Annotated in this window: 21 protein-coding genes; 11 read left to right on the forward strand and 10 right to left on the reverse strand. The window is 63.7% G+C overall.

Annotation, left to right across the window (positions count from 1 at the left end):
* Nucleotides 1–25 precede the first annotated feature (25 nt).
* On the reverse strand, nucleotides 26–3532 hold the full coding sequence (locus CN933_RS06020) for a hybrid sensor histidine kinase/response regulator (protein ID WP_018094140.1): 3507 nt from the start codon (nucleotides 3530–3532) through the stop codon (nucleotides 26–28).
* A 218-nt stretch (nucleotides 3533–3750) separates the two neighbouring features.
* Here CN933_RS06020 and mscL point away from each other — a divergent pair, with 218 nt between their 5' ends.
* From mscL to galE, 3 genes are all read left to right on the forward strand, one after another.
* Nucleotides 3751–4179: a large conductance mechanosensitive channel protein MscL gene (gene mscL, locus CN933_RS06025; protein WP_018094141.1), complete on the forward strand. Its 429-nt coding sequence runs from the start codon at nucleotides 3751–3753 to the stop codon at nucleotides 4177–4179.
* Nucleotides 4180–4312: 133 nt separating this feature from the next.
* On the forward strand, nucleotides 4313–5479 hold the full coding sequence (locus CN933_RS06030; protein ID WP_018094142.1) for a pyridoxal phosphate-dependent aminotransferase: 1167 nt from the start codon (nucleotides 4313–4315) through the stop codon (nucleotides 5477–5479).
* 181 nt (nucleotides 5480–5660) lie between these two features.
* Nucleotides 5661–6689, forward strand: coding sequence for a UDP-glucose 4-epimerase GalE (galE, locus tag CN933_RS06035; protein WP_018094143.1), 1029 nt, complete (start codon nucleotides 5661–5663; stop codon nucleotides 6687–6689).
* A gap of 18 nt (nucleotides 6690–6707) precedes the next feature.
* Here galE and CN933_RS06040 read toward each other — a convergent pair whose 3' ends face one another.
* The 8 genes from CN933_RS06040 to CN933_RS06075 all read right to left on the reverse strand — a co-directional run bounded on the left by CN933_RS06040 (nucleotide 6708) and on the right by CN933_RS06075 (nucleotide 14355).
* Complete coding sequence (locus CN933_RS06040; RefSeq protein WP_018094144.1) at nucleotides 6708–7013, reverse strand: chorismate mutase family protein; 306 nt, start codon at nucleotides 7011–7013, stop codon at nucleotides 6708–6710.
* A gap of 232 nt (nucleotides 7014–7245) precedes the next feature.
* The gene (cydB, locus tag CN933_RS06045; RefSeq protein ID WP_018094145.1) at nucleotides 7246–8250 is read right to left on the reverse strand and encodes a cytochrome d ubiquinol oxidase subunit II; all 1005 of its coding nucleotides are present in this window, start codon (nucleotides 8248–8250) and stop codon (nucleotides 7246–7248) included.
* Entirely contained in the window at nucleotides 8240–9721 is a 1482-nt protein-coding gene (locus tag CN933_RS06050) for a cytochrome ubiquinol oxidase subunit I (protein ID WP_018094146.1), read from the reverse strand. The genes cydB and CN933_RS06050 overlap by 11 nt, the downstream gene beginning before the upstream one ends.
* A 217-nt stretch (nucleotides 9722–9938) precedes the next feature.
* A complete protein-coding gene (locus tag CN933_RS06055) occupies nucleotides 9939–11108 on the reverse strand; it encodes a M20 aminoacylase family protein (protein WP_018094147.1) in 1170 nt (389 codons plus the stop codon).
* Between the two features lies 1 nt (nucleotide 11109).
* Entirely contained in the window at nucleotides 11110–11934 is an 825-nt protein-coding gene (locus tag CN933_RS06060; RefSeq protein ID WP_018094148.1) for an ABC transporter permease, read from the reverse strand.
* Nucleotides 11931–12656, reverse strand: coding sequence for an ABC transporter permease (locus CN933_RS06065; RefSeq protein WP_018094149.1), 726 nt, complete (start codon nucleotides 12654–12656; stop codon nucleotides 11931–11933). The genes CN933_RS06060 and CN933_RS06065 overlap by 4 nt, the downstream gene beginning before the upstream one ends.
* A 107-nt stretch (nucleotides 12657–12763) precedes the next feature.
* Nucleotides 12764–13546 carry a transporter substrate-binding domain-containing protein gene (locus tag CN933_RS06070; RefSeq protein ID WP_026168528.1) on the reverse strand — a complete coding sequence of 261 codons (783 nt, stop codon included), beginning with the start codon at nucleotides 13544–13546 and terminating at the stop codon, nucleotides 12764–12766.
* A 35-nt stretch (nucleotides 13547–13581) separates the two neighbouring features.
* Complete coding sequence (locus CN933_RS06075) at nucleotides 13582–14355, reverse strand: ABC transporter ATP-binding protein (protein ID WP_018094151.1); 774 nt, start codon at nucleotides 14353–14355, stop codon at nucleotides 13582–13584.
* A 269-nt stretch (nucleotides 14356–14624) separates the two neighbouring features.
* Here CN933_RS06075 and CN933_RS06080 point away from each other — a divergent pair, with 269 nt between their 5' ends.
* From CN933_RS06080 to CN933_RS06115, 8 genes are all read left to right on the forward strand, one after another.
* Entirely contained in the window at nucleotides 14625–15239 is a 615-nt protein-coding gene (locus CN933_RS06080; protein WP_018094152.1) for a TetR family transcriptional regulator C-terminal domain-containing protein, read from the forward strand.
* Between the two features lie 23 nt (nucleotides 15240–15262).
* Nucleotides 15263–16453, forward strand: coding sequence for a pyridoxal phosphate-dependent aminotransferase (locus tag CN933_RS06085; RefSeq protein ID WP_018094153.1), 1191 nt, complete (start codon nucleotides 15263–15265; stop codon nucleotides 16451–16453).
* Complete coding sequence (locus CN933_RS06090) at nucleotides 16450–18063, forward strand: 5-guanidino-2-oxopentanoate decarboxylase (RefSeq protein WP_018094154.1); 1614 nt, start codon at nucleotides 16450–16452, stop codon at nucleotides 18061–18063. Before CN933_RS06085 ends, CN933_RS06090 begins: the two co-directional genes overlap by 4 nt.
* 158 nt (nucleotides 18064–18221) lie before the next feature.
* A complete protein-coding gene (locus tag CN933_RS06095) occupies nucleotides 18222–18644 on the forward strand; it encodes a hypothetical protein (protein WP_018094155.1) in 423 nt (140 codons plus the stop codon).
* A 93-nt stretch (nucleotides 18645–18737) separates the two neighbouring features.
* Nucleotides 18738–21272 carry a protein translocase subunit SecD gene (secD, locus tag CN933_RS06100; RefSeq protein ID WP_018094156.1) on the forward strand — a complete coding sequence of 845 codons (2535 nt, stop codon included), beginning with the start codon at nucleotides 18738–18740 and terminating at the stop codon, nucleotides 21270–21272.
* 547 nt (nucleotides 21273–21819) lie between these two features.
* Nucleotides 21820–22038, forward strand: coding sequence for a hypothetical protein (locus CN933_RS06105; protein WP_018094157.1), 219 nt, complete (start codon nucleotides 21820–21822; stop codon nucleotides 22036–22038).
* A gap of 295 nt (nucleotides 22039–22333) precedes the next feature.
* Complete coding sequence (locus tag CN933_RS06110) at nucleotides 22334–22789, forward strand: RrF2 family transcriptional regulator (protein WP_018094158.1); 456 nt, start codon at nucleotides 22334–22336, stop codon at nucleotides 22787–22789.
* A gap of 182 nt (nucleotides 22790–22971) precedes the next feature.
* Nucleotides 22972–23985, forward strand: a complete 1014-nt coding sequence (locus CN933_RS06115; protein ID WP_018094159.1) for a KpsF/GutQ family sugar-phosphate isomerase — start codon at nucleotides 22972–22974, stop codon at nucleotides 23983–23985.
* On the opposite strand, the gene CN933_RS06120 is transcribed toward CN933_RS06115, so the two are convergent.
* On the reverse strand, nucleotides 23955–25280 hold the full coding sequence (locus CN933_RS06120; protein WP_102761357.1) for a capsule polysaccharide biogenesis protein: 1326 nt from the start codon (nucleotides 25278–25280) through the stop codon (nucleotides 23955–23957). The genes CN933_RS06115 and CN933_RS06120 overlap by 31 nt on opposite strands.
* Between the last annotated feature and the right edge of the window lie 17 nt (nucleotides 25281–25297).

Here is a 25297-nt window from a genome sequence, read left to right on the forward strand (position 1 = left end):
GAGGGGCGATCCCGAGCTAAGCCAGTTATTCCGCCGCGGCGCGTCCCGCCGCGGCAAGCTGCGTGAGCCAGGCGCGCAGCGCGGCCGGGCGGACGGGCTTGTGCTGCAGCGAGACGCCGTCCCGTTCGGCGGCGCCGCGCACTTCCGGTGACCGGTCGGCCGTTACCATCAGGGCGGGGATACTCTCCTGCCAGAGGCCGCGGATCGCGGCGATCGCCTCGACGCCGGTGCCGTCGCCGAGGTGATAGTCGGCGACGATCGCGTCGGGACGCACGCTCAATGTACCGGGCGCCATTTCAGTGCAGGCGGCGAGCGATTCGGCGGTCGTCACGCTGCAGCCCCAGCCGCCGAGCAGCAGGGCCATGCCTTCGAGAATCTTCGGCTCGTTGTCGATGCAGATGACGTTTAGCCCGGCCAGTGCTTCGCTCGTTTTCGCCGCTGCGACGGGTTGCGGCCTGACCCTGCCGCCGGCGCTCTTGTCGAGCGGCACGGTGACCTTGAAGCCGGTGCCCTTTCCCGGCCTCGATTGCAGGCCGACCGGGTGATTGAGAACCCGCGAGATGCGGTCGACGATGGAGAGACCGAGGCCGAGCCCCGACGCGGTTCGCGCGCCTTCTTCGAGGCGCGCGAATTCCTTGAAGACGGTGCGGAATTTCGATGTAGGAATTCCGATGCCCGAATCGAGGACTTCGATCGTCGCCGTCTGTCCGTGCCGGCGCACGCCCACCAGCACCTTGCCCCGGAGTGTGTATTTTATGGCGTTCGATACGAGGTTCTGGACGAGGCGCCGGAGCAGGTTCGGATCGCTGCGCGCTGCGAGCGATGTCGGCATGATGACGAGTTCGATATCCTTCGCCCTCGCCATCGGCGCGAAATCCGTCTCGATCCGCCTGAGCAATTCGTCGAGCGGTACGGATTGCAGGCGCGGCTTCATCGCGCCGGTGTCGAGCCGCGAAATGTCGAGCACGGCGCCGAGGATGGCTTCCACCGATTCCAGCGATGAATCGATGTTCTGCACCAGCGCCCGGTTGTCGGAATCTCCGAGTCGCTCGACCAGCGACGAGGAGTAGAGCCGTGCCGCGTTCAAGGGCTGCAGGATGTCGTGACCGGCAGCGGCAAAGAAGCGGGTCTTGCCGATATTCGCCTCCTCGGCGGCCGCCCTTGCCTCGCCCAGTTCGCGGTTGACGCGTGTGAGTTCTCCCGTCCGCTCGGCGACGCGCAATTCCAGCGTTTCATTCGCCTGTTTGAGCGCCATGTCGGCCGCGACGCGCTGGGTTATGTCGGTGTAGGTTGTGACGATGCCCTTGTCGGGCATGGCATTGCTTCTGACTTCGAGGATGCGGGCGCCGCCTTCGAGTTCGAGCAGGAACGGCTTGTCGAGCGTCAGGAAGTTGGCGATCAGCGCCTTCTCCTCATCCTGGCGGACATCCCCGCGGCGGGCAAGAATCGCGACGATGTCGGCCAGCGGAAAGCCCACCTGTCCGGCGGCCTCGGGGAGGTCCAGGAGTTCGCGGAAGCGGCGGTTCCAGATGATGAGATTGTTGGCGTTGTCGAAGACGGCAATGCCCTGGTCCATCTGCGAGAGTGCCGTATGCAGCATGTCCTGGTTGTATTGGAGCGCCTCGCTTGCCTGGTCGAGCAGCCAGGCGGTGTCGGAGGAGGTGTCGTCCATGCGCTGCAGGACAAGTGAAAGGACGAGCCGGGCGGAGGACGAGCCGATTGCGCTGCCGAGCAATTGTTCCGAGAAGTGGACAAGCGCCATGTCGGCGGAGGCGTTTTCGTCGAGCCAGCGGCCGGATTGCTGTTCATAGGTATGGAAGGAGCGCTGCATGCGCTCCTCGCCCATGTAACGGCCGATCGTCGTCTTGAGGTCGCGCACCGTCACCTTGGTTTTGCGCCCGCGGAAGGTCCGCTCGGTGCGTGAGCGGCGGGTGATGAAGACGCCCGCCTGGAAACGCTCCAAGGGTTTGGGCGCGCGCGTCAGCGAACCCACGATATAGGCCGCGACATTGACGAGCATGCTGAGAGCCGTCGCATTTACCAGCGGGTCTGACTGGGCGCCGGAGAAGAGATCGGTGAAGGGCAGCAGGAAGCTGAGCACCGTGGAGGCGATGTGGGAATTGTCCGGCCCGCCGAGGCTCGGCAGGAAAAGGACGTAGGCCCAGACGAGAAAGCCGCTGACCATCCCCGCGATCGCGCCGCGGGCATTGGCCTGCCGCCAGACGAGGCCACCGAGGAGCGCCGGCGCCATCTGCGCGATGGCGGCGAAGGAGAGCAGTCCGAGCGAGGCAAGCCCGGCGCTGATATCGGCGGCGCGATAATAGCCGTAGCCGAGGAAGAGGACGACGAAGATCGCCGTTCGGCGGATATTGAGGAGCGTACCGGCCATGTCCTCCTGGAGAGAGCCGCGGGTGCCGAGCCTGCGGCGCAGGAATACCGGCATGACGATGTCGTTCGAAACCATGATCGAGAGCGCGACCGAAGCGACGATGACCATGGCGGTCGCTGCGGAGAAGCCGCCGATGAAGGTGAAAAGCGTGACGAGCGGCACGTCGCCGGCAAGCGGCAGCGCCAGAAGATAGAGATCCGCATTGCCGGAGCCGGAGAAGGTCAGGATGCCGGCGATCGCGATCGGCAGGACGAAGGCGTTGATTGCGATCAGATAGAGCGGGAAGAGGATGCCCGCCGTGCGCAGTTCGTTATCGGTACGGTTTTCCACGACCGTTACGTGGAATTGCCGGGGAAGCATGATGATGCCGAAGGCGGAAAGCGCGATCATCAGAATCCAGCGCGCGACCGGCGTCTGGTATTCGAGCGCGGCGAGCACCGTGGGACTCTGCTGCGCTTCCGCCCATAGATTTGCAGGCCCGCCGAACAGGAAGAAGACGATATAGATGCCCACCGTGAGCATCGCCACGAGCTTGACGACCGATTCCATCGCGATTGCGAGGATCAAGCCGTCCTGGTGTTCCGTCGCATCCGTGTGGCGCGTACCGAAGACGATCGCGAAACAGGCGAGAAAGAGCGTGACCAGAAGCGGCAGGTCGACGAAGTTCTCGCCCGAGCCTATGCCGTAGTCGCTGGTGTCGATCATCGTGGCGACCGAACTCGACACCGCCTTGAGCTGCAATGCGATATAGGGAATGGCCCCGACGAGCGAGATCAGCGCGACGATTGCCGCAACGGCCGGGTTCTTGCCGTAGCGCGCAGCCACGAAATCGGCGACGGAGGTTAGCTTTTCGGTCTTGGCGAGCCGGACGATGCGGCGGATCAGCGGCATGCCGAACGTGAACATCAGGATCGGGCCGATGTAGATGCCGGTGAATTCGAGTCCGCGCTCCGCCGCAAGGCCGACGCCGCCGAAATAGGTCCAGGAGGTGCAGTAGATCGCCAGGCTCAGCGCATAGACGAGCGGCCTGCCCTTCTCGGCAATCTTGTTTCGTCTGGCTCGCCGGTCGCCATAGCTTGCAACTGCGAAGAGCAGCAGCAGATAGGCGAAGGCCGAGGCAAAAATGACCGAACCCGAAAGCATGCCTCACTCCTCCGCTGCCAGCATAGGGCAAGTCCATTTGGTTGGAAATCGGCGGTGCATCAGTCTTAAGTTCAAGATAACGCGCCGATATCCGCAGCGCTTGACCAAATGCAAGGAGTGCGATTTCCTCACGCGGGGCTTTGGTCTAGATTCCTACCGGCGGTTGCCGCGCAAGACAGGTGCGGGTGGACGTTCGGGGGTATTTCCAGGAGAGAGGCATGCTGAACGAATTCAAGGAGTTTATCGCCCGCGGCAACGTCATGGACCTTGCGGTCGGCGTGATCATCGGTGCGGCCTTTAGCAAGATTGTCGATTCGGTCGTCAACGACCTCGTCATGCCGGTCGTGGGAGCGATCACCGGCGGCGGCTTCGACTTCTCCAACTATTTCCTGCCGCTCTCCGCCAGTGTTACCGCGCCGACGCTCGCAGCCGCACGCGAACAGGGCGCGGTCTTTGCCTATGGCAATTTCATCACGGTGCTCATCAACTTCCTGATCCTCGCCTGGATCATCTTCCTGCTGATCAAGCTCGTGAATCGCGCGCGTGCTTCGGTGGAAAGGGATAAGGCGCCGCCCCCGTCCGCACCTCCGCCGCAGGACATCCTGCTTCTCTCGGAAATTCGCGATCTCCTGAAGCAGCGCGCCTGAGACGCGGATCACGCGGCGGCCCGGTGCTGCCGAGTGATGGAAACATCACAAAATTCGATAAACAGGTCAGAGAAATTCGCGTGATCGCCGACGCCAAAGCGTCTAGAAACGGCGGGCAATCAGGAGCCCGCCGATGACGATCATGACCAGTCTCAGCCCCCGCGCGACGGCAGCGCCCGAAAGCGGCATCGTCGAAGTGGTCAACTATGCGCGCGGGCGCGAAGGACTGATCCCGCTCTGGGTCGGCGAAGGTGATCTGCCGACGCCGGATTTCGTCAGTCGCGCGGCGGCCGACGCGTTGATGGCCGGCGAGACCTTCTACACCTGGCAGCGCGGCATCCCACCGCTGCGCGAGGCACTGGTCCGCTATTACCAGCGCCGGTTCCTGAAGGCGCTTTCGCCTGAGAATTTCTATGTTACCGGTTCGGGAATGCAGGCGATCAAGCTTGCGATCGAAGCGGTAGGCTCTCCCGGCGACGAGGTGGTCCTGCTGACGCCCGCCTGGCCGAATTTCGCGGCCGCTGCGGACCTCTCCGGCGTTCGCCCGGTCGCCGTTCCGTTGCAGTTCGAAGGCGGCAAATGGCAGCTCGATCCCGAACGTCTTCAGGCGGCGATCGGGGAGAGGACGCGGGCGCTGTTCATCAACACGCCGTCCAACCCCACCGGTTGGACCGCCACTTACGAGGATCTCAAGGCCATTCTGGCGCTCGCGCGTAAACATGGACTCTGGATCATCGCCGACGAGATCTACGCGCTCTACTATTATCTCGGCGGCCGGGCGCCGTCCTTCCTCGACGTGATGGAGGAGGATGACCGCATCCTCTTCGTCAATTCCTTTTCCAAGAACTGGTCCATGACCGGCTGGCGTGTCGGGTGGATCGTCGCGCCGCCGGCGATGGGGCAGGTGCTCGAAAATCTCATCCAGTATTCGACCTCCGGTGTCGCGCAGTTCATGCAGCGCGGGGCAGTCGCCGCGCTCGATGAAGGCGACGGCTTCGTCGACGAGAACATTGCCAAGGCGAAGCGCAACCGCGATACGCTCAGCGACGCGCTGATCGCGACCAACCGCGTCGAAACGCTGAAACCCGATGGCGCGCTCTACGCCTTCCTGAAGATCGACGGCGTCACCGACTCGCGGGCCGCGGCGCTCGACCTCGTCGACCGGACCGGCGTCGGTCTGGCCCCGGGGACGGCCTTCGGCGAGGGCGGAGCGCTTTTCATGCGCGCCTGCTTCCTGCGTGATCCGCTCCAGATCGCCGAGGCCGCGGAGCGCTTGCAGCGCTACATACTCAGCCGTTGACGGGGCATTTTCGGCGAGGATACGGCCAATCGGTAAAATCCGAGCGATCGGTGCGGCAGACCCTTAACCACCCCACCGAGAATAGCCGCTGCGTGCCGGCAAACAGCGCCCTGATTTAGAATTTCTGAAACGCGAACGCGTCTTTTCTGATCCCGCATATGCTGAGGACAGGGGACGGGAAATGGCCGTATTGGTAACAGGCGGAGCAGGTTATATCGGCAGCCACATGGTATGGTCGCTGCTCGACGGCGGCGAAGCGGTGGTGGTGCTCGACTGTCTGTCGACTGGATTTCGCTGGGCGGTCGCACCGGAGGCGCGCTTCTACTTCGGCGATGTCGGTGACCGGGCGCTGCTCCAGCGGGTCTTTGCCGAGAACGACATCGACTCGGTCGTCCATTTTGCGGGCTCGGCCGTCGTACCGGAATCGGTCGCCAACCCGCTTGCCTATTATGAAAACAATACGGCCAATACGCGCACGCTCATTGCCGCAACCATCGAGGCCGGCGTTCGCCATTTCGTCTTTTCTTCGACCGCCGCCGTCTATGGAACCCAGGATACGTCCGACCCGGTCGGCGAGACGGCCGCCCTGCGGCCCCAGAGTCCCTACGGCCGCTCCAAGCTGATGTCGGAGATGATGCTGCAGGACGCCGCGGCCGCGCATGATTTCCGTTTTGTCGCGTTGCGCTATTTCAACGTGGCCGGGGCCGACCCGCTCGGCCGCGCCGGGCAGTCCACCTTCGGCGCGACGCATCTGATCAAGGTCGCCTGCGAGGCGGCGCTCGGGAGGCGCCGGAAGGTCGATGTCCTGGGCACGGACTATCCGACGGCGGACGGTACCGGCGTCAGAGACTATATCCATGTGAGTGATCTCGTGGCGGCACACAGGAGCGCGCTCGCCTATCTGCGGGCTGACGGTGAACCGTTGGTTGCCAATTGCGGTTACGGCCACGGCTTCTCGGTGCTGCAGGTGCTCGATACTGTGCGCCAGGTTTCCGGCCGCGATTTTATGGTGGACTACGCGCCCCGGCGGCCGGGCGATCCGGCGCAAATAGTCGCCGACTCTTCCGTAGCCCGGCTGAAGCTCGACTGGGTCCCGACGCATGCGAGCCTCGAGCATATCGTCCGGAGCGCCTTCGACTGGGAAAGCCATCTCGGCCGCAAGAACAGCTTCGACGAGGAACAGGACGAGCGGTTGATCGCGAACGGCTGAGCCCGTCGGGTGAAGCCTTCAGGCGTGGTCCTCTCCGAGCAGTTTCCGCTCGTGCGCAATGGCACGTTCGACGAGTTGTCCCCAGAATCGTTCGTAGAAGTCCGGATCGAGGCCGAGTTCGAGCGCGTTCCGGCGCGCGTTTTCCTTCACCTCCGCCACCCGTGCCGGGATGTCCGCCTTGAGGTTGAGCGGGCGTTTGATCTCCGCGGCGCGCTCGATATAGCCCCAGCGTTCGGCGAAGAGCGTCATCAAAGCGCGGTCGAGGCGGTCGATCTCCGCACGTATATCGTCCATCGTCGTGCATTCTGCCGGTGTTTTCTGCATGTCGGATCCTCGCGGAGCGGAGGCCGCCCCATTTGATAGCGCCGAACTGCTAGCAAAGGGGACGCCGGCTGAGAAGGGGTTAAACCGACGCAGCGTGACGGCTCCGCTGCAGCGGGGGGTCACGCACCGAGAGCAAGCTTGATCGCAAGACCGACAATGCTGACTGCCGCGACGCCGGCGGCCCATAGGCCCACGAACCAGAGAAGCTTGCGGGCAGTGCCGCTCGAGCGCGTCAATGATAGCCCTCCTCCGGATCGACCTTGCCGCGGAAGACCCAGTAGGCATAGGCGGTATAGGCGAGAATCATCGGCACCAGCACAAGCGCGCCGACGAGCAGGAAGGCGAGGCTCTCGTCCGGCGCGGCGGCATCCCAGATCGTCAGCGAAGGCGGCACCATGAAGGGATAGAAGCTGATGCCGATGCCGATATAGCCGAGCACGAACAGGCCGAGCGCGGCGATGAAGGGCTGGACATCGTGCCGGTCGCGGATGCCCTTGAGAAGAAGGTAAAGGCAGCCGAGGACGAGCAGCGGCACGATGACGCTGAAGATCGCCGTCGGCCATCCGAACCAGCGCTCCAGATAGACCGGCTCGAGAAACGGCGTCCAGAGGCTGACGACGCCCATTGCGGCAACCGTGGCGAGAGCGGTTCGAAGCGCGACGCCGCGCGCCCGTTCGGCGAGCTCGCCACGGGTCTTCATGACCAGCCAGGTCGCTCCGAGAAGCGCATAGCCGATCACGATCGCCACCCCGGTGGCGATTGAAAACGGCGTCAGCCAGTCCCACCAGCCGCCGACATAGGCCCGGTTCTCGACCGGGATGCCCTGCACGAGGGCGCCGAGCGCCAGGCCTTGCGCGAAGGCAGCGAGCATCGAGCCGCCCGCAAAGGCCCAGTTCCACAGGAATTCGCCGCGCTGCGTGCGCCAGCGATACTCGAACGCCACGCCGCGGAAGATGAGGCCGATCAGCATGGCGATGATGGGCGCGTAAAGTGCGGGCAGGATCGTCGCATAGGCGAGCGGAAACACGGCGAGCAACCCTCCGCCGCCGAGCACGAGCCAGGTTTCATTGCCGTCCCATACCGGGGCCACCGAGTTCATCATGACGTCGCGGTCATGCTTTTCGGGGAAAAACGGAAACAATATCCCGACGCCGAGGTCGAAACCGTCGAGAACGACATAGGCAAGCACCGCAAAAGCGATGATCGCGGCCCAGATCAGTGGCAGATCAATGGCCATGATGGCCTCCCTGGTTGGCTGTTGCCGGCCCGGGCGTCACTCCGGCCGTGCGCAAGGGTCCTTCGTCGAGATCCGGCCTCGCATCGCGCGGCAGGCGTGCCATCAGCCGCAGGATGTAGAAGGTGCCGGCGCCGAAAACGAGAAAATAGACGATGATGAAGGCGACGAGCGAGGCGCCCACAGCCGGCGCTGCGATCGGGGAAATCGAGTCCGCCGTCAAAAGGTGCCCATAGATCGTGTAGGGCTGCCGCCCGACCTCCGTGGTGATCCAGCCGGCAAGCACTGCCACGAAGCCCGCCGGGCCCATGAGCACCGCCGCGCGGTGGAGCGCGGCACTCGTGTCGAGCGTGCCGCGCAGCCGACACCAGAGGCTCCAGAGGCCGAGACCGAGCATGGCGAAGCCGATCGCCACCATCACGCGAAACGACCAGAAGACGATGGCGACCGGCGGGTGCCGGTCCTCTGGTATGGTGTCGAGACCGGCAAGCGGCGCATCGAGCGAGTGCTTCAGGATCAGGCTCGAAAGCTTCGGGATCTCGAGCGCGTAGTCGACGCGCTTCTCGGCGGAGTTCGGAATGCCGAAGAGGATCAGCGGCGCGCCTTCCGGATGGCTTTGATAATGCCCTTCCATCGCCATTACCTTTGCCGGCTGATGTTCGAGCGTGTTAAGTCCGTGCTGGTCGCCGGCGAAGATCTGGATCGGCGCGACGATCGCCGCCATCCACATCGCCATTGAGAACATCGTGCGGGCGCGCCGCGGCGCGGTCTTGCGCAGGAGGTGCCACGCCCCGCAGGCGCCGACGACGAAGGCCGTCGTCAGATAGGCGGCGAGCACCATGTGCGTCAGCCGATACGGGAAAGACGGATTGAAGATGACCGCCCACCAGTCGTCAGGAATGAACTGCCCGGCCTCGTTGACGGAGAAGCCGGCGGGCGTCTGCATCCAGGAGTTCACCGCGAGGATCCAGGTGGCCGAGATCAGCGTGCCGAGCGCGACCATGGCGGTTGCGAAAAAATGCAGCTTCGGGCCGACCCGGTTGAGGCCGAACAGCATGACGCCGAGAAAGCCCGCTTCCAGGAAGAAGGCGGTCAGCACCTCGTAGCCCATTAACGGCCCGATTACCGGCCCGGCCTTGTCGGAAAACACGCTCCAGTTGGTGCCGAACTGGTAGGACATGACGATGCCGGAGACGACGCCCATGCCGAAAGCGACGGCGAAGATCGTCTTCCAGAAGTTGAAGAGCTCCAGATAGACCTCGTCCTTCTTCCAGAGCCAGAGCGCTTCGAGAACGGCCAGATAGCTGGCAAGCCCGATGGAGAAGGCCGGGAAGATGATGTGGAAGGAGACGGTGAAGGCGAACTGTATGCGTGCAAGGACAGTTGCGTCAAAGGCTTCGAACACGGCGCTGATCCTTTCGGGCGGAAACCGCAAGCTCAGACGCGAACGGCGTCCGGCATTTGCGATCTGCATCGTGTGATTGAATCTGACGCAATATTGCCAAAGGTCAATGACGGGCGGATCGTCACGTTGTCACACTGCGGCAATCGTTCGCCCGCGGCACTTTGAAGCGCGTGCCCATCAGGGCAGCCGCGCGTGCGACAGCGTCCTCTACGCAGCCTGCCGTGCCTCGCTTTCGAGCCTCATCCCTGTGACGTGCACAGGGATGGGAGGAAAGCACTCCGAGAAATCACCGGCGCGCGAGGTAGGCCTCGGCGAGCTCGGTCCAGAAGGCAGCGCCGATGGGCAGCAGATCGTCGTTGAAATCATAGCCGGGGTGGTGGAGCGATTTTTCCTCGCCCGTCACCCGCGAGCCCAGGAAGAAATAGCTGCCCGGCCTTTCCTTGAGCATATAGGCGAAGTCCTCGCTTCCCATGAACGGCCGCGCGAGATCGACGACCTTGTCGGCGCCTGCGAAGCGGATGGCGGCCTCGCGGAGGAAATCGGTCTCCGCCTTGTGGTTGATCGTGGCATCGTAGCTTCGCTCGTAATCGACGGTTGCGCGCATGCCGAAGCTTGCCGCTTGAGCCTCGGCGATCATCCGGATGCGGCGTTCGAGCTCATCGCGGACACCCGGATCGAAGGAGCGTATGCCGACGACGATCTCTGCGCGCTCCGGAATGATGTTGCTGGCGGAGCCGGCGTGAAACGCGCCGACGGTCACGACGGAGGGGTCCATCGGATGGATGTTGCGTGCGACGATGGTTTGCAGCGCCATGACGATGCTGGCGCCGCAAACGATAGGATCGGCGGTCTCCTGCGGTTCGGCGCCGTGGCCGCCGCAGCCGTGAACGGTGATCCGCGCCTCGTCGACCGCCGCCATGATCGGGCCCTCGCGCAGAGCGAACTGGCCGAAGGGCAGGTTCGGTTCGTTGTGGAGCGCGAACACGGCATCGCAGGGAAATCTGTCGAAGAGACCCTCGTCGACCAAGATCTTCGCACCGCCCGCATTCTCCTCCGCCGGCTGGAAGATGAGGTGGATCGTGCCGTCGAAATTCTTTCGCTCGGCAAGCGCACGGGCCGCGCCGAGCAGCATCGTCGTATGGCCGTCATGACCGCAGGCATGCATCAAGCCCGGCTTCGTGCTTGCATAGGCGGCCCCGGTTTCCTCCTGGATCGGCAGCGCATCGATATCGGCGCGGATGCCGATCGAGCGCGACCCGGTGCCGGATCTCAGCGTGCCGACCACGCCTGTCTTCGCCAGGCCCGTCGTCACCTCATAGCCGAGTGCTTCAAGATGGCGGGCGATGAAGGCGGATGTCCGCGTTTCTTCAAGCCCAAGTTCGGGATGGGCGTGCAGATCGCGCCGGATGGCCACGAGTTCCGGCATGGCATTGTCTATGGAGGCGGAAAGCTTCATGTCAGGCACCACGGGTGGGTATTCGGTTTTCGAAGTAGCGGAAGGCCACGACCAGTATGGCCGTCAAGCACATGTAGATCGCCGCGAGCAGCAGGAGCGGCTCATAGGTCAGGAAAGTTTCCTGCCGCACCTTCGAGATCACCGCATAGACGTCGACGACTGTGATTGTCGCGACGAGCGGCGTGGATTTCAACTGCAGCACGGTCTCGCCGTTAAGGGTGGGCAGCGCGCGGTGGATCGCCCGCGGCAGCCAGATGCGCCGGAACATCGTCCAGCGGCCCATGCCGTAGGCACGGGCGGCCTCCAACTCCCCGGACGGCACGCCGGCGAACGCGCCGCGCATGACCTCGCCCTCATAGGCGGCGAAGGATACCGTAAGCGCCGCCACCCCATAGGGCCAGGCCTCGCGCAGATACGGCCAGAGAAAGGATTGCCGGATCGCGGGGAACTGCGGAAAGAGCGAGCCGAGCCCGTAATAGAGAAGCCATAGCTGCAGCAGCAGCGGCGTACCGCGGATGACGGTACAGAAGATGCGGGCTGGAGCCTTGAAGAACCAGGGGCCGGTCACCTGGGCGAGGCCGAGCGGCACGGCCAGGAGGAAGCCGAGGATCGCGGTGCTGAAGAGCATCGCCAAGCTTACGAGAATGCCGGAGCCGAGCCTCGGCAGGTAGCGCGGCAGCCAGTCCCAGCGCATGAAGACCGCGACCGCCACCACGAGCGCCGCGAAGAGAAGCATCAGCACGATGCGATGGGGCTTGAGGAAACTCTCCTTTCTCGGGAGGTCTTCCGGCGTGTATGCGAGCGCGTGGGTGGTTTCGTCGGTCATCGTTGCTCCGCGAAGCCGCGTCGCGCACGGCGTTCGACCATGCCGATGAAGACATTGGAAACGAGCGTCAGCGTCAGATAGAGCGCACCGGCGGCGCAGAAGAAGAGGAGATAGGCCTTGGTGGCGCCTGCCGCCTGCCGGGTGACCAGCGTCAACTCGCTGAAACCGACGACAGCGAGCAAAGCCGTGTCCTTGGTGGCGATCAGCCACAGATTGGCAAGCCCGGGGATGGCATAGGGCAGCATCGCCGGAAGCGTGATGCGCCGCAGCACCAGGAGCGGCGACATGCCGTAAGCGCGCGCCGCCTCGATCTGGCCGGCGGGAACCGCCTTGATCGCTCCGCGAAGCACCTCCGTCGAATAGGCCCCCTGCACGACCCCGATCACGAAGATGCCTGCCACGAGCCCGCTGATATCGACGGCTCCGACCCCGATGGCGCCCAGGAACTGGTTCAGAAGATCGGTGCCGGCATAGTAGAGAAGCAGGATGAGTACCAGTTCGGGCACCGCGCGAACCACCGTCGTGTAACACTCCAGAAGATCGCGAAGCACCGGTCCGCCATAGAGCTTGCCGAAGGCCCCGCCGATACCGAGTGCGAGCCCGAGCGCATAGCCGCCGACTGCGATCTCGATCGAGCTGAGGAAACCCTGCAGCAGGACACCGCCCCAGCCGGGCGCCGAGAGCGAAAGCAGGCTCCAGTTGATAAAGGAATCACCGAGCACGGCAGCCTCTTAAACAGAGCGGGGATCATGGAGGATGTCCGCAATCCGCATCCCGCTCGAACAGGAATTCAAGGCCGGCGATCGCCCCGACCGCCGGCCGCTTGCGGTTATCCGCCGTAGATGTCGAAGTCGAAGTATTTCTTCGAGAAGGCGTCGTAGGTGCCGTTCTCGCGGATCGCCTTGATCGCCGCGTTGATCTTTTCCTTCAGTTCCGTCTCTCCCTTGCGCAACCCTACGCCGACGCCGGGTCCGATGACGTCGACGTCCTCGGCGACCTCGCCCTTGTAATCGCAACACTGCTTGCCCTGGTCGCTTTTCAGGAAGGCATCGAGGGCGATCGCGTCAGCCTGGACGGCATCGACGCGGCCGGCGGCGAGATCCTGGTTCGCCTCGTCCTGCGTCTGATATTCCTTCACTTCGACGCCGGCCGGCGCAAAGTGTTTCACGGCATAGGCCTGGTGCACGGTCGACACCTGCACCCCGATCGTCTTGCCGGCGAGACCCTCCGGCGTCGGCTTGATGTCGTCGCCCTTGGCGCCGATAATGCCGGTCGGCGTATTGTAGTACTTGTCGGAGAAGTCGATGGTCTTCAGCCGCTCCGCGGTGATCGACATCGAGCCGATGATCATGTCGATCTTCTTGGAGGTCAGCGCCGGAATGATGCCGTCCCAGGCAACCGGGGTGACGACGCAATCGAGCTTGGCCTCGGCGCACATGGCCTTCATGAACTCGATCTCCCAGCCTTGCCAGTTGCCGCTGGCGTCAGGCGAAGTGAAGGGCGGATAAGGCTCCGCCGCGATTCCCACCTTGACCTGTTGGGCCGAGGCGGCGGCCGCACCCGTGATGGCCAGGGCGGCGGCGAGCGCCATGAGTTTCAATGTCTTCTTCATGCCGTTCCCTTTTTGGTTGTTGAGCATTGCGGAATTCAGTGAATGGAGCTGATGAACTTCTTGAGCCTTTCGGACTTCGGAGCGCCGAAGATCGCCTCTGGCGGACCCTGTTCCTCGATCACGCCGTTGTGCAGGAAAACGATGTGCGTGGCGACGTCACGCGCGAATTTCATCTCATGGGTCACGAGCACCATCGTCCGCTTTTCCCGCGCCAGATCGCCGATGACCGAAAGCACTTCGCCGACGAGTTCCGGATCGAGCGCAGAGGTCGGCTCGTCGAAGAGCATGACCAGCGGCTGGATCGCAAGCGCCCGGGCAATGGCGGCGCGTTGCTGCTGACCGCCGGACAGGAAGGCCGGATAGGCATCCCGCTTCTCGTAAAGGCCGACCCGGCGGAGCAGCGCCTCGGCCGTCTCAACCGCTTCGGCCTTCGTTTTCCCGAGTACGTGCACCGGCGCCTCGATGACATTCTGGAGAATTGTCATGTGCTGCCAGAGATTGAAGCTTTGGAAAACCATGCCGAGCTGGGTGCGGATCCGCTGGACCTGCTTGCGGTCGGCCGGCATCAATCCGCCGTGTCCGTCCGGCTTCATGCGGATCTCTTCTCCGTGCACGCTGATCTGACCGGCCGAGGGCAGTTCCAACATGTTGATGCAACGGAGAAGCGTGGATTTGCCGGAACCGCTGCCGCCGATGATCGCGATGACGTCGCCCTGCTGCGCGCTCAGCGATACGCCCTTCAGCACTTCCAATGGCCCGAAACGCTTGTGGAGGTCGGTAACCGCGATTGCCTGGGCCGCATCCGTCATCGGCGCGCGGCTCCTCTCGTTCGCGGAACGTTCGTTGAAGCCATAAAAACAGTTCCCCTGGTCGTTCTCTCGTGCAGCATCTTCGGCTTGTCACGCTGTTTCTGGAGGGCATCGTTGCACTTGTGTCGCTATTATTCAAGCGTATAATAACACCCGCGTCGATTTTCTGACGCTCCTCGCAACAACGGTCATTCCCGGGAGCAACGCATGAGCCCAACCGGTTCGCAGGCAATGACGATCTGGCTGAACGGCACGGTGCGGGGCACGCGGTGAACCGGCGCAGCTTCTATCGCGCCCCCGAGGGCGAGCGGCGCCAGGAACTGATCGAGGCGACGCTGGACTGCATCTCGGAATTCGGCCTCAAGGGTGCGACCGTGCGCCAGATCGCCGTTCGCGCCGGCGTTACCGCCGGGCTCGTCCGTCATTATTTCGAATCCAAAGACCAGATGGTTGCGGAGGCATACCGCGCCGTCATCGCCTCTCTCACGGAGAAGGCGAAGAACGTCGAGGGCGATCCGGCGACGCGTCTCAAGGATTTCATCGCCATCAATCTGACCGAACCGGTCGCCGACAGCCGCAGCATCTCTCTCTGGGCCGCTTTCATCAGCCAGGTGCGGGTCGATCCGGTGCTCTCAGAAATCCATCGCGACGGCTACCTCGCCTTCCGCAACGCGTTGCAGGAGTTGCTCAGCGATTTTCTTGCGGCGAAGGGCCGGCCCGCCGGTCCCGAGGAGTGCCGCCGCTACGCAATCGCGATCAACGGCCTCGTGGACGGGCTCTGGGTCGAAGGCTGCCTCGCCGGCGATCTTTTTCGCGAGGGCGAACTGGTCGGCATCGCCATGGCCTCGGTTGAGGCCCTGCTCGGTCTTCGGATCGAAAAATAGAAAACGAATGAGGGAGTGAATACTTGCGCTACGCGTCGATCACATCACGTCTTGCCGAGCTCGGTTCCGGCAAATGGACGCTGCACACCCGCGCACGTCAGCTGAAGGCGAGTGGCGCCGAGCTCATCGAGCTGACAATCGGCGAACCGGATCTGCCGCCGGACCGCGCGCTTCTGGAAGCGTGCCAGCGGGCGATGAACGCGGGACGCTACCGCTATTCAAATGGTCGCGGAGAGCCGGCGGTCGTGGCGGCGCTTACCGAAAAATACCGTCGCCGCCGTGCCGCCGTGACCGCGGAGAACATTCTTTGCTTCCCGGGAACGCAGACGGCGCTCTTTGCGGTGATGTTCGCGCTTGCCGAGACGGGCGACGGCGTGCTCGTCGGAGACCCCCTGTACGCGACCTATGAAGGCGTCATCCGATCCACGGGGGCCCATCCGGTATTCGTACCGCTGGACCCGGAAAACGGCTTCCACATGCGGGCGGAGGATCTGGAAAAGGCGGTCACGCCCGAATGCCGCGTGCTGCTCCTCAATACGCCGCACAACCCCACCGGCGCCGTTTTGACGGCGGAGGAGATTGCGGCGATCGGTGAGGTCGCGCGCCGTCACGATCTCTGGATCGTCTGCGACGAGGTCTATGAGGAGCTCGTCTTCGATGCGCTCTTCGCTTCGCCGTTCGACAATCCCGATCTTGCCGAACGCACGGTGGTCGTCTCGTCCATCTCGAAGTCGCATGCAGCACCCGGCTTTCGCAGCGGCTGGGCCGTCGGCCCGGCCGAGTTCACCGAGCGCCTCTTGCCGATCTCCGAGACCATGCTTTTCGGGCAGCAGCCGTTCATCGCCGATATGACCGCTTACGCGCTGACGCATGACATCGATACGGCGAGGCAGATGCGGAAATCCTACAGCCGGCGTGCCCGGCGGATCATCGACGGTCTTGCGGGGGTGTCCGGGGTTTCGGTGGTGCCGCCGGAGGCGGGTATGTTTGCGCTGATCGACGTCTCCGGCACGGGCCTCTCCGGCGAAGCCTTCGCCTGGGCGCTCCTGGAAGAGGAGGGAGTTGCGGTCATGCCGGGGTCGTCCTTCGGCGACAAGGCACGCAACTTTCTGCGCGTGAGCCTCACCGTTCCGGATGCCGCTATCGAGGAGGCCTGCCGCCGCATCGCCGCACTCGCCGAACGCTGCACCACCCGCAAGGAGCGCCGCGCATGACCGTCGAATCGAAAACCGTCGGCGAGACCCTTGTCGATCTCCTGGAGGCAAACGGAGTGGAGGTCGTATTCGGCATTCCGGGCGTGCATACGGTCGAACTTTACCGGGGCCTTGCCGCATCGAATATTCGCCACGTCACGCCGCGCCACGAACAGGGTGCCGGCTTCATGGCCGACGGTTATGCACGCGTCAGCGGCAAGCCTGGCGTGGCCCTCGTGATCACCGGTCCGGGCGTTACCAATACGATCACCGCCATGGCGCAAGCCCGGCAGGACTCGATCCCGATGCTGGTGATCTCCGGCGTCAACCGCCGGGATTCTCTCGGACATGGCCGGGGGCTGCTGCACGAGCTGCCCGATCAGAATGGAATGATGAAGACGCTGGCGCTCTATTCGCACACGCTTCTCAACCCCGCCGATCTGCCGCTCGTCGTCGACCGCGCCTTTGCCGTGCTGCTTTCCGGCCGGCCGGGCCCGGTCCATATCGAAATTCCGACCGACGTGATGGCCCTGAAGATCGAGGGTCGTCCGGCAAAGCCGGCGGCGGCGACCCGCCCGCGCTCCGACAGCGAAACGCTGCAAAGGGCGGCGATCCTCTGCGCCGAAGCCGTCCGGCCCGTCATTCTGTGCGGCGGCGGCGCCCTGACGGCGGAAGCGGAAGTGCGGGAACTCGCCGAGCGGATCGGTGCGCCGGTGGTCACGACGGTCAACGCCCGCGGCATGCTTGCCGGCCATCCGCTCCGGGTACCGGCAAGCCCGAGCCTCAAGGCGATACGCGAGCTGTTGCGGGAGGCGGACCTCGTGCTGGCGCTCGGCACCGAAATGGGCCAGACCGATTACGATCTCTACGCGGATGGCGGCTTTCCGCTGCTGAAGAACCTCATTCGCACCGACATCGATGCGGCGCAGCTCGCGCGCGGACCTCAAGCAGCACTTTCGATCCTCTCCGGCGCGAAGGCTGCGACTGCGGGCATTCTGGGCTTCCTGCCGGACCATGCGTCAGCCAAGAATGGAGCCTTGCGGGCGGAGGCCGCGCGCAAGCAGGCGCTGAAGGAGCTGACACCGAAAATGCTTGCGGAAATCGGCGTCGTCGAGGCGATCTACCGGACGCTCCCCGACTGCACCATCGTCGGGGACTCGACCCAGGCCGTCTATGCCGGCAACCTCTATTGCGACGCACCGCGGCAAAGGGCGTGGTTCAATTCGGCGACGGGCTACGGCTCGCTCGGTTATGCGCCTCCCGCCGCGGTAGGCGCTGCGGTCGCCGATCGGGGGCGGCCGGTCATATGCCTCGTCGGCGATGGCGGGTTCCAGTTTTCTCTGGCCGAGATCGGTTCGGCGGTGGATGCCCATGCCAGGGTCGTCTTCCTCGTCTGGAACAATGACGGATACCGGGAAATCGAGTCCTACATGGTCGAATCGGGGATCACGCCGGAGGGTGTAAAACCTTCCGCGCCCGATTTCCTGCTGACCGCCAAAGCCTACGGCCTGCCTGCAGAGCGGCTGGCGACCGTGGAGGATTTGCCGCGCGCTCTCGCCGATGCGGCGTCGCGCCCGGGGCCTTCGCTCATCGAAATCCACCAGGAGAGAACCGCCGGCGCTACAGCGTGACGGCCCGGATTTGACTTTTCCGGCCCGGAGTGATGTTAAGAGCGCACATGCTCGAATCCGGCCACGTTCTTCGTGTAGCTTGGTGCTCGGGCTGAATTGTCTCGCTTGCGTTCGATCGCGGATAGACCGGACGCAAAGAGAAAGGGACCGCGTCCTAGATGGACCTCATGGGTGGTGGCAGCAGGAGCATGCACGCCAGCCGGCTTCTCGCCGTGCTGTGGCTGTTCTGCGCCTCTCTTTCCATGCAGGTCATTGCGGTCGGCCATAGTGCGGCAAGCCGTGCGGCCGGAGCGCCGGCCGGCAATGTCGCTCAACCCGATACAGGTTCCTCCGATCGGCCGATCGCCCGCCAGATATGCAGGGCGGTTGCACTGCCCGACCTCCGTTTCAACGGCGAGCGCGCGGACGGCAAGTCGATGGTCGGCGGCGATCCGGCGCCGTTCATCCAGCTCCAACGCGTCGCGCTCGCTGCGCCCGAGGCTTCTCCTTCTCCAACTCTGCCGCGAGCCGTAATCGCAGGCGGTGCACTGTGTCAGAACGAGTGCATCCGCGCGCCGCCACCGCCGGCCGCCCTCGTTTGAGTTCGGCAGGGCTTTCGATCCCGCCTCAGCCATTGATGAAAACCCAGCCCGGACGCTGATCGAAGCGCGTTCAGGCGTTTATGGAATTCCCACATGCGTACATCCAGATGGGCGGTCCTCGCCTATGTCGCGATCATCATTTTCGGATGCCTTGCGGCGCTGCCGAGCGTTTTGACGCCGGCTATGAGGGAGCAGGTCACTTCCGTTCTCCCGTTCAAACCTGTCACGCTCGGCCTCGATCTGAGGGGCGGTTCGCACCTCGTTCTCGAGGTGGACGGGGCGGGGCTGCAGAAGGCTCGCATCAACTCGCTTCTCGACGATACCCGTCGCGTCCTGCGCGGTGAGCGCGTCTCCGCCTCCTCGGCGCGCATCAGCGGCAACAGCGTGACCGTAAGCATCCCCGATGCTCAGGACCGGGAAAAGGTTCTGCCGAAGCTGCAGGAACTGGCGACGCCCGTGAGCACTGTGGGTTTTGCCGCCCCCGCTCCCGAGGTCGAGGTAACGACGGCGGGCGATGTCATCACCCTGGCCATGACCGAGGCGGGTCTTGCCGACCGCATGACCAAGGCGGTCGAGCAGAGCCTGGAAATCATCCGCAACCGCGTCGACCAGGTCGGCGTCGCCGAGCCGCTGATCCAGCGCATCGGTTCCAACCGCATTCTCGTCCAGCTGCCCGGTCTCCAGGATCCGACTCACCTGCGCGAGCTTCTGGGTTCGACGGCACAGATGAGCTTCCACATGCTCGACCAGGCCGTCGACGTCACGCAGCCGGCGCCACGCGGGGTCGACATTCTGCCGGGCGCCAATGATGGCAACCGCTATCCGGTCGAAAGCCGCGTCGCCATTTCCGGCGAGCGCCTCGACGACGCCAAGGTCGGCTTCGATCAGCGAACCAACCAGCCGGTCGTCGATTTCAGCTTCGACTCACTCGGCGCCCGCCAGTTCGCCGACATCACCCGCGAAAACGTCGGCCGGCCGTTTGCGATCGTGCTCGACGGCAAGGTTCTGACGGCACCGGTCATCAACGAGCCCATTCTCGGTGGCCGCGGCCAGATCAGCGGCAGCTTCACGGTCGAGGAGGCGACGGTTCTTTCCGCGCTCCTGCGCTCCGGTGCGCTGCCGGCACCGCTGACGATCATCGAAGAGCGCTCGGTCGGTCCGAATCTCGGCAGCGACTCGATTCGTATGGGCCTCTATACCGGTCTCGCCGGTTTCGGCCTCGTCGTGGTCCTCATGGTCGTCCTCTACGGCGCCTGGGGTATGATTGCCAATGTCGGTCTGGTGCTGCACACGATCATGACGATCGGCGTACTCGGCCTGATCGGGTCGACGCTGACCTTGCCCGGTATCGCCGGTATCATTCTCGGCATCGGCATGGCCGTGGACGCTAACATCCTGATCAATGCGCGCATCCGCGAAGAGTCCGAGGCGGGCGCCGGAGCGATGAAGGCGCTGGATATAGGCTTCAACAAGGCTTATGCGACGATCATCGACTCCAACGTCACCACGCTTGCGGGCACGGTGCTTCTCTTCTGGTTCGGCAGCGGGCCCGTGAAAGGCTTTGCCGTCACCATGATGCTGGGCATCGGCATTTCGATGTTCACATCCGTTACGGTCGTGCGCCTGCTGATGCGCGAGGTCGTCGTGCGCCGCAAGATGAAGAAGCTGGAAATCCCGTCGCTTTTTGGCAAGGTGCCGCAGCTGCCCAACTTCTCCTTCATGAAGGGCCGCTTCCTCGCGATCGGCTTCTCGGCATTCCTGTCGATCAGCTCCGTCATCCTGTTCTTCACGCCGGGCCTCAACTACGGCATCGACTTCATCGGCGGCATTCAGGTCGAGGCGGTTTCGAAGGAGAAGATCAGTCTGCCGACGCTGCGTCAAAGCCTCGCGGAGCTCAATCTCGGCGAGGTGGCGCTCCAGGACTTCGGCGGCGGCCAATCGGTGCTGATCCGCGTGCAGCGGCAGCCGGGCGGCGAGCAGGCGCAGACGGTGGCACTGAACAAGGTCAAGGATGCGGTGACGACCGCCATCCCCGGTGCCAGCATGGAGCGGACCGAGGTCGTCGGTCCGACGGTCAGCGGCGAATTGGCGCGCTCCGGCTTCCTCGCCGTGGCCCTGGCCATGGTGGCGATCCTGCTCTACATCTGGTTCCGCTTCGAATGGCACTTTGCCGTCGGCGCCATCGCCGTGCTCTTGCTCGACATCACCAAGACCGTCGGGTTCTTCGCGCTTACGGGCATCGACTTCAACCTGACCGCGATCGCAGCACTGCTCACGATGATCGGCTATTCGGTGAACGACAAGGTCGTGGTCTACGACCGCATGCGCGAAAACCTGCGCAAGTACAAATCGATGCCGTTCTCCGATCTCATCGACATGAGCATCAACCAGGTGATCGCGCGATGCATCTTCACCTCGGCTGCAACGGCGCTTTCCCTGGTGCCGATGGCGATCTGGGGCGGCGAGGCGGTGCAGAGCTTCGCATGGCCGATGATCTTCGGCGTCATCGTCGCCACGACTTCGTCCATCTATATCGGCGGCCCGATCCTGCTGTTCCTGAGCCGCTGGTGGAAGGAGCGGGAAGCCGCTCGCTCCACCGGGCAGCAGGCGGAAACGCCGACGGCCTGACGGCCTCGCGCCGTTGACGGATGCGGGCGGAACACCGTCCGCGCTTTTGCTGATGCCGCCGTGTCGATCGCGGCAAAGGGGCAGCCTCTCCGGGGGCTGCCCCTTTTTCGTCGGAAATGACTGCCTATATTCGACCCGTCCCTTGCACGGCGATTCGGCGCTACCTAGATAGCGAGATAGCCCGGACAGGCGAACGGATTTGCCGAGACGGCAGCTACGGAAACGAGATGGGGAATTATTTTTCGCGTTCTCGTTTCTTCAGTTGACGAAATTGGTAGATTATTTTAGTTTGCCATCGTGGGAGGCGGAAGGATTCCGCTTCGATTTGTTCATGAGCGCCTGGCGTCTTGTGCCGGGCCAGCCAAAGGAGAGTGACATGTTCGAATTCTCGACCGCCGCTTTCTGCGGCTCACGTTCCCATTGTCGTGCAACGGTTAAAGGTCTCATTCGCCAACTTCGCCGAATGTGACCGTTCAAACTTACCGAGTTCATCCTTTGCCGAGAATTGAATTATCCGCGCCCGTGGGTGCGGAGGAGCGTTATTTACATGAGCAAGCAAGTTATCGAATATGGTGGCGAAGCCGTCGGAGTCGTCGTTCCTGACCAAGACCGTCTGAAGTTCCTGGCAGTCAAGTATCACGTCTGGGACCTGGACGCTCAGCGCTTCCGTTCGGTCGATGAAGCACGCGCGGCCATTGGCCGGCTCCTTTCCGCCCAGGGCGGGCGGAATCTTACCAGCCGGCCACCCGGCATTGCCGCCGCGTGAGGGCAGAAGTCGAACTGCTTCAGAACCGAATACTCTCAAGAGTACGCACTTCCCGACGGAACGCCGCTGCACAGTTTCGCTGGAAGTGCTTTAGTCCCCATTATCGTTTCAGGACCGCGGGCGGGATGCGAGCGTAATATACGCGCGCTCCCGCTCCTTGCGTCTTGATTGCCCGTCATCTCCCGGTTGTCGACTATAGCTGTGTGTTGGCAGCGCATTCTTGTGCTATGCCAGGACAAGATTGTATCCGAGGGCGGATCCGGCGATTCTGCGGGATCGGGGAGAATTGGCTCGAATGCTGACGAAGAAGGGAAAATACGGACTGAAAGCATTGGTCGACCTGGCACGGCTTCCACCCGGGCAGACTGCCTTCATCACCGAAATCGCGCAGCGCAACAACATTCCGAAGAAGTTTTTAGACACCATACTTCTGGAACTGCGCAACGCCGGCGTGCTGCGCTCGAAGAAAGGGCCCGGCGGTGGTTATTCCCTGTCGCGACCGGCCTCCGAGATTCGCATCGGCCATGTCATAAGGACGCTCGACGGCCCGCTGGCGCCGATACGCTGCGCCAGTCGCACGGCCTATGAAATGTGCGATGACTGCAATGATCCGGAGACCTGCCGGGTGCGCATCTCGATGACCTCGGTGCGTGACGCGATGTCGTCCATCCTCGATTCGATGACGCTCGCCGAGTTTGCCGCCAGCGGAGTCCTCCCCCCCGAGACCTCGGCCGAAAAGCGCATCGGCTGACCTGACGGTCCCGAAAAGTCGCCGGTTTGGTACAAATGGCCGCCGAATGACTTGGTTTGTCCGTGAAAAGAGCCTATCTGGCCTCTATCTTGCTGCGGCCCGCTGACGAGGCCGTTTTTTTGCTACGCACTTCCGGCGGAAAACCGTGACACACTTTTCCCGGAGGTGCCCTACAGGGGGCGATGATGGGTGTGAGACACGCGACGGCGGATGCGCATGCCGGTGGCACCGTGCTGGAGTCGATCGGGAGGACGCTGACGACTGCCTCGAACGGCATCAAGGCCCTTGCAGACCATCTGACCGGCGACCAAGCCTTCGCGGCCGCCCTCGTCGATGCGGTCGAACTGATGGGCGACGGCGATGGCCGGGTCGTCGTTTCCGGCGTCGGCAAGAGCGGGCATATCGGCCGCAAGATTGCAGCCACGCTCGCATCCACCGGCACCTCGGCCTATTTCGTCCATCCGACCGAGGCAAGCCACGGCGACCTCGGCATGATCACCGCCCGGGATGCGCTGGTGCTGCTCTCCTGGTCGGGCGAAACGGCGGAACTCGCCAACATGCTGACCTACGCCAAGCGCTTCAAAGTGCCGATCATCTCGATCTCCTCGAACCGCGAGAGCACGCTTGCACGCAATTCCGAGATCGCCCTCGTGCTGCCGAAGGTGCCGGAGGCCTGTCCGCACGGCCTGGCGCCGACGACCTCGGCCATGCTGCAGCTTGCCGTCGGCGATGCTCTGGCGATCGCGCTCCTGGAGCGGCGCGGCTTCTCGGCCGAGGATTTCAAGACCTTCCATCCGGGCGGCAAGCTGGGCGCGCAGTTGCGCCTGGTTCAGGAGCTGGCGCATGGCACCGGGCAGATGCCGTTGCTCTCCGTAGGTCGCCCGATGAGCGAGGCGGTCATCGAAATGTCGGCCAAGGGCTTCGGCGTCGTCGGCATAAAAGATGAAAGCGGCAAGCTGGTCGGCGTCATCACCGACGGCGACCTGCGCCGTCACATGACGGGCGACCTCCTGGCGCAACCCGTCGAAGAGGTGATGTCGCGCAATCCGCGGGTGATCAAGGGTGATGTCCTTGCCAGCGCCGCCATGGAATTCATGCAGGACCACAAGGTCACCGTGCTGTTCCTCGTCGACGAAGCGGGCGCGCCGGCCGGCATCCTGCACATTCACGATCTGCTGCGTGCCGGCGTCGCCTGATCTTCGCTGATTTTCGCCGGCTTTTGCCGGGGCGGCGGGTCGACGAAGGCGCCCGGTTCATTGACGTCGTTGCGGTGCAGCCGCTCCGCGATCGCCTTGGCGCCGGCATCCGTACCCGCACGGGAATAGAAGTTCCCGCGCACCTGGATCGAAGCGGCCATCAGCCTGAACATTGCCCCGCTCAGCACCGGATCCGGGGCTTCGGGCGCCGTCCAGAACGCGTCGAGCGGCTGCTGGTCGGTGAGACCGGCAATGTCGAAGACGGCCGTCCCCAGGACCTTAACGGGCTTGCCCTGCTTCAGAGCATGCAATCCGGCGGTGGAGTTGACCGTTACCATTCCGCAGCTGTGCTGCGTAAGCGAATCGAGATTGCCGCCGTCGAGATAGAGGACCCTGTCGCCGACACCGAGCGAGGCGGCCTTGTCCGAGGCGATCCTGCGCCAGGGGATCAGGCTGTTGTCGAGCGGGTGCACCTTGATGGCGAGACTGGTTCCTGCCGGCGCATGTCGCGCGAAAGAGGCAAGAATGCCGTCGATCGCTTCCCGCTGGCTGCGGAAGGGTGAATGCGCACGCAATTGAAAGTCTGTTTCAAGTTGAAGCGGATAGACGAAATACGGCGCATTTTTCGCCGAAAACGAGCGGATCAACGCATCCGCGCGCCGCTGCTCGCCTTTGCCGGCCGCCAGCCGCCGGATCCACCCGGCATATTCGGCGAGCGGATGAAAGATTCCGTGCCGGCGGTAGCCGGGAAAGAGGAAAGAGAAAAACACGTTCGGCAGGTTGTACAGGAGGTCGTATGCAGCCTCTGCAAGAAAGCTCTGCCCGTAGCGCCGCTGCCAGTCGGGCTCGGGCAAACCCGATGCCGCGCGCAGGATTTGCGCGGGATCGACCGGAAAGTGCGAGTTGGACGACATGCCGCCGCGCTCGAGAGTCAGCCAGTCCGGCCTGAGATAGCCCATCTCGACCACGAAGACGCGGATGCCGGCTTTTCGCGCCGCAGCTGTGGCGGTCCGGTGATAGGGGCGCTCTTCGCCGAGCAGGACGAGGTCGGTTACGGTGTGGCGGCGGATGAAGGCCTCGACATAGGCCGGCCACCGCGCCGACGAGCCGCGGTAGTTATGGGCGCCCCGGCGTCGCCAGAATATCTGGTCGCCGGGATTGAGGTTGATGCGCAGACAGCAATGGCCCAGGGCTTCGAGATGCCCGGCGACCTTGGCGAAGACCGGCGACGCCGGGCCCTGCAGGAACAGGAAGGTTCTTGGCGGCGCGGGATCGAAGGTCGTATCTGCTGTCATCGGGCGGATTTCCGGAA

This window comes from Sinorhizobium sp. M4_45, assembly GCF_002885915.1.
In the GTDB taxonomy this organism is placed as follows: domain Bacteria; phylum Pseudomonadota; class Alphaproteobacteria; order Rhizobiales; family Rhizobiaceae; genus Sinorhizobium; species Sinorhizobium meliloti_A.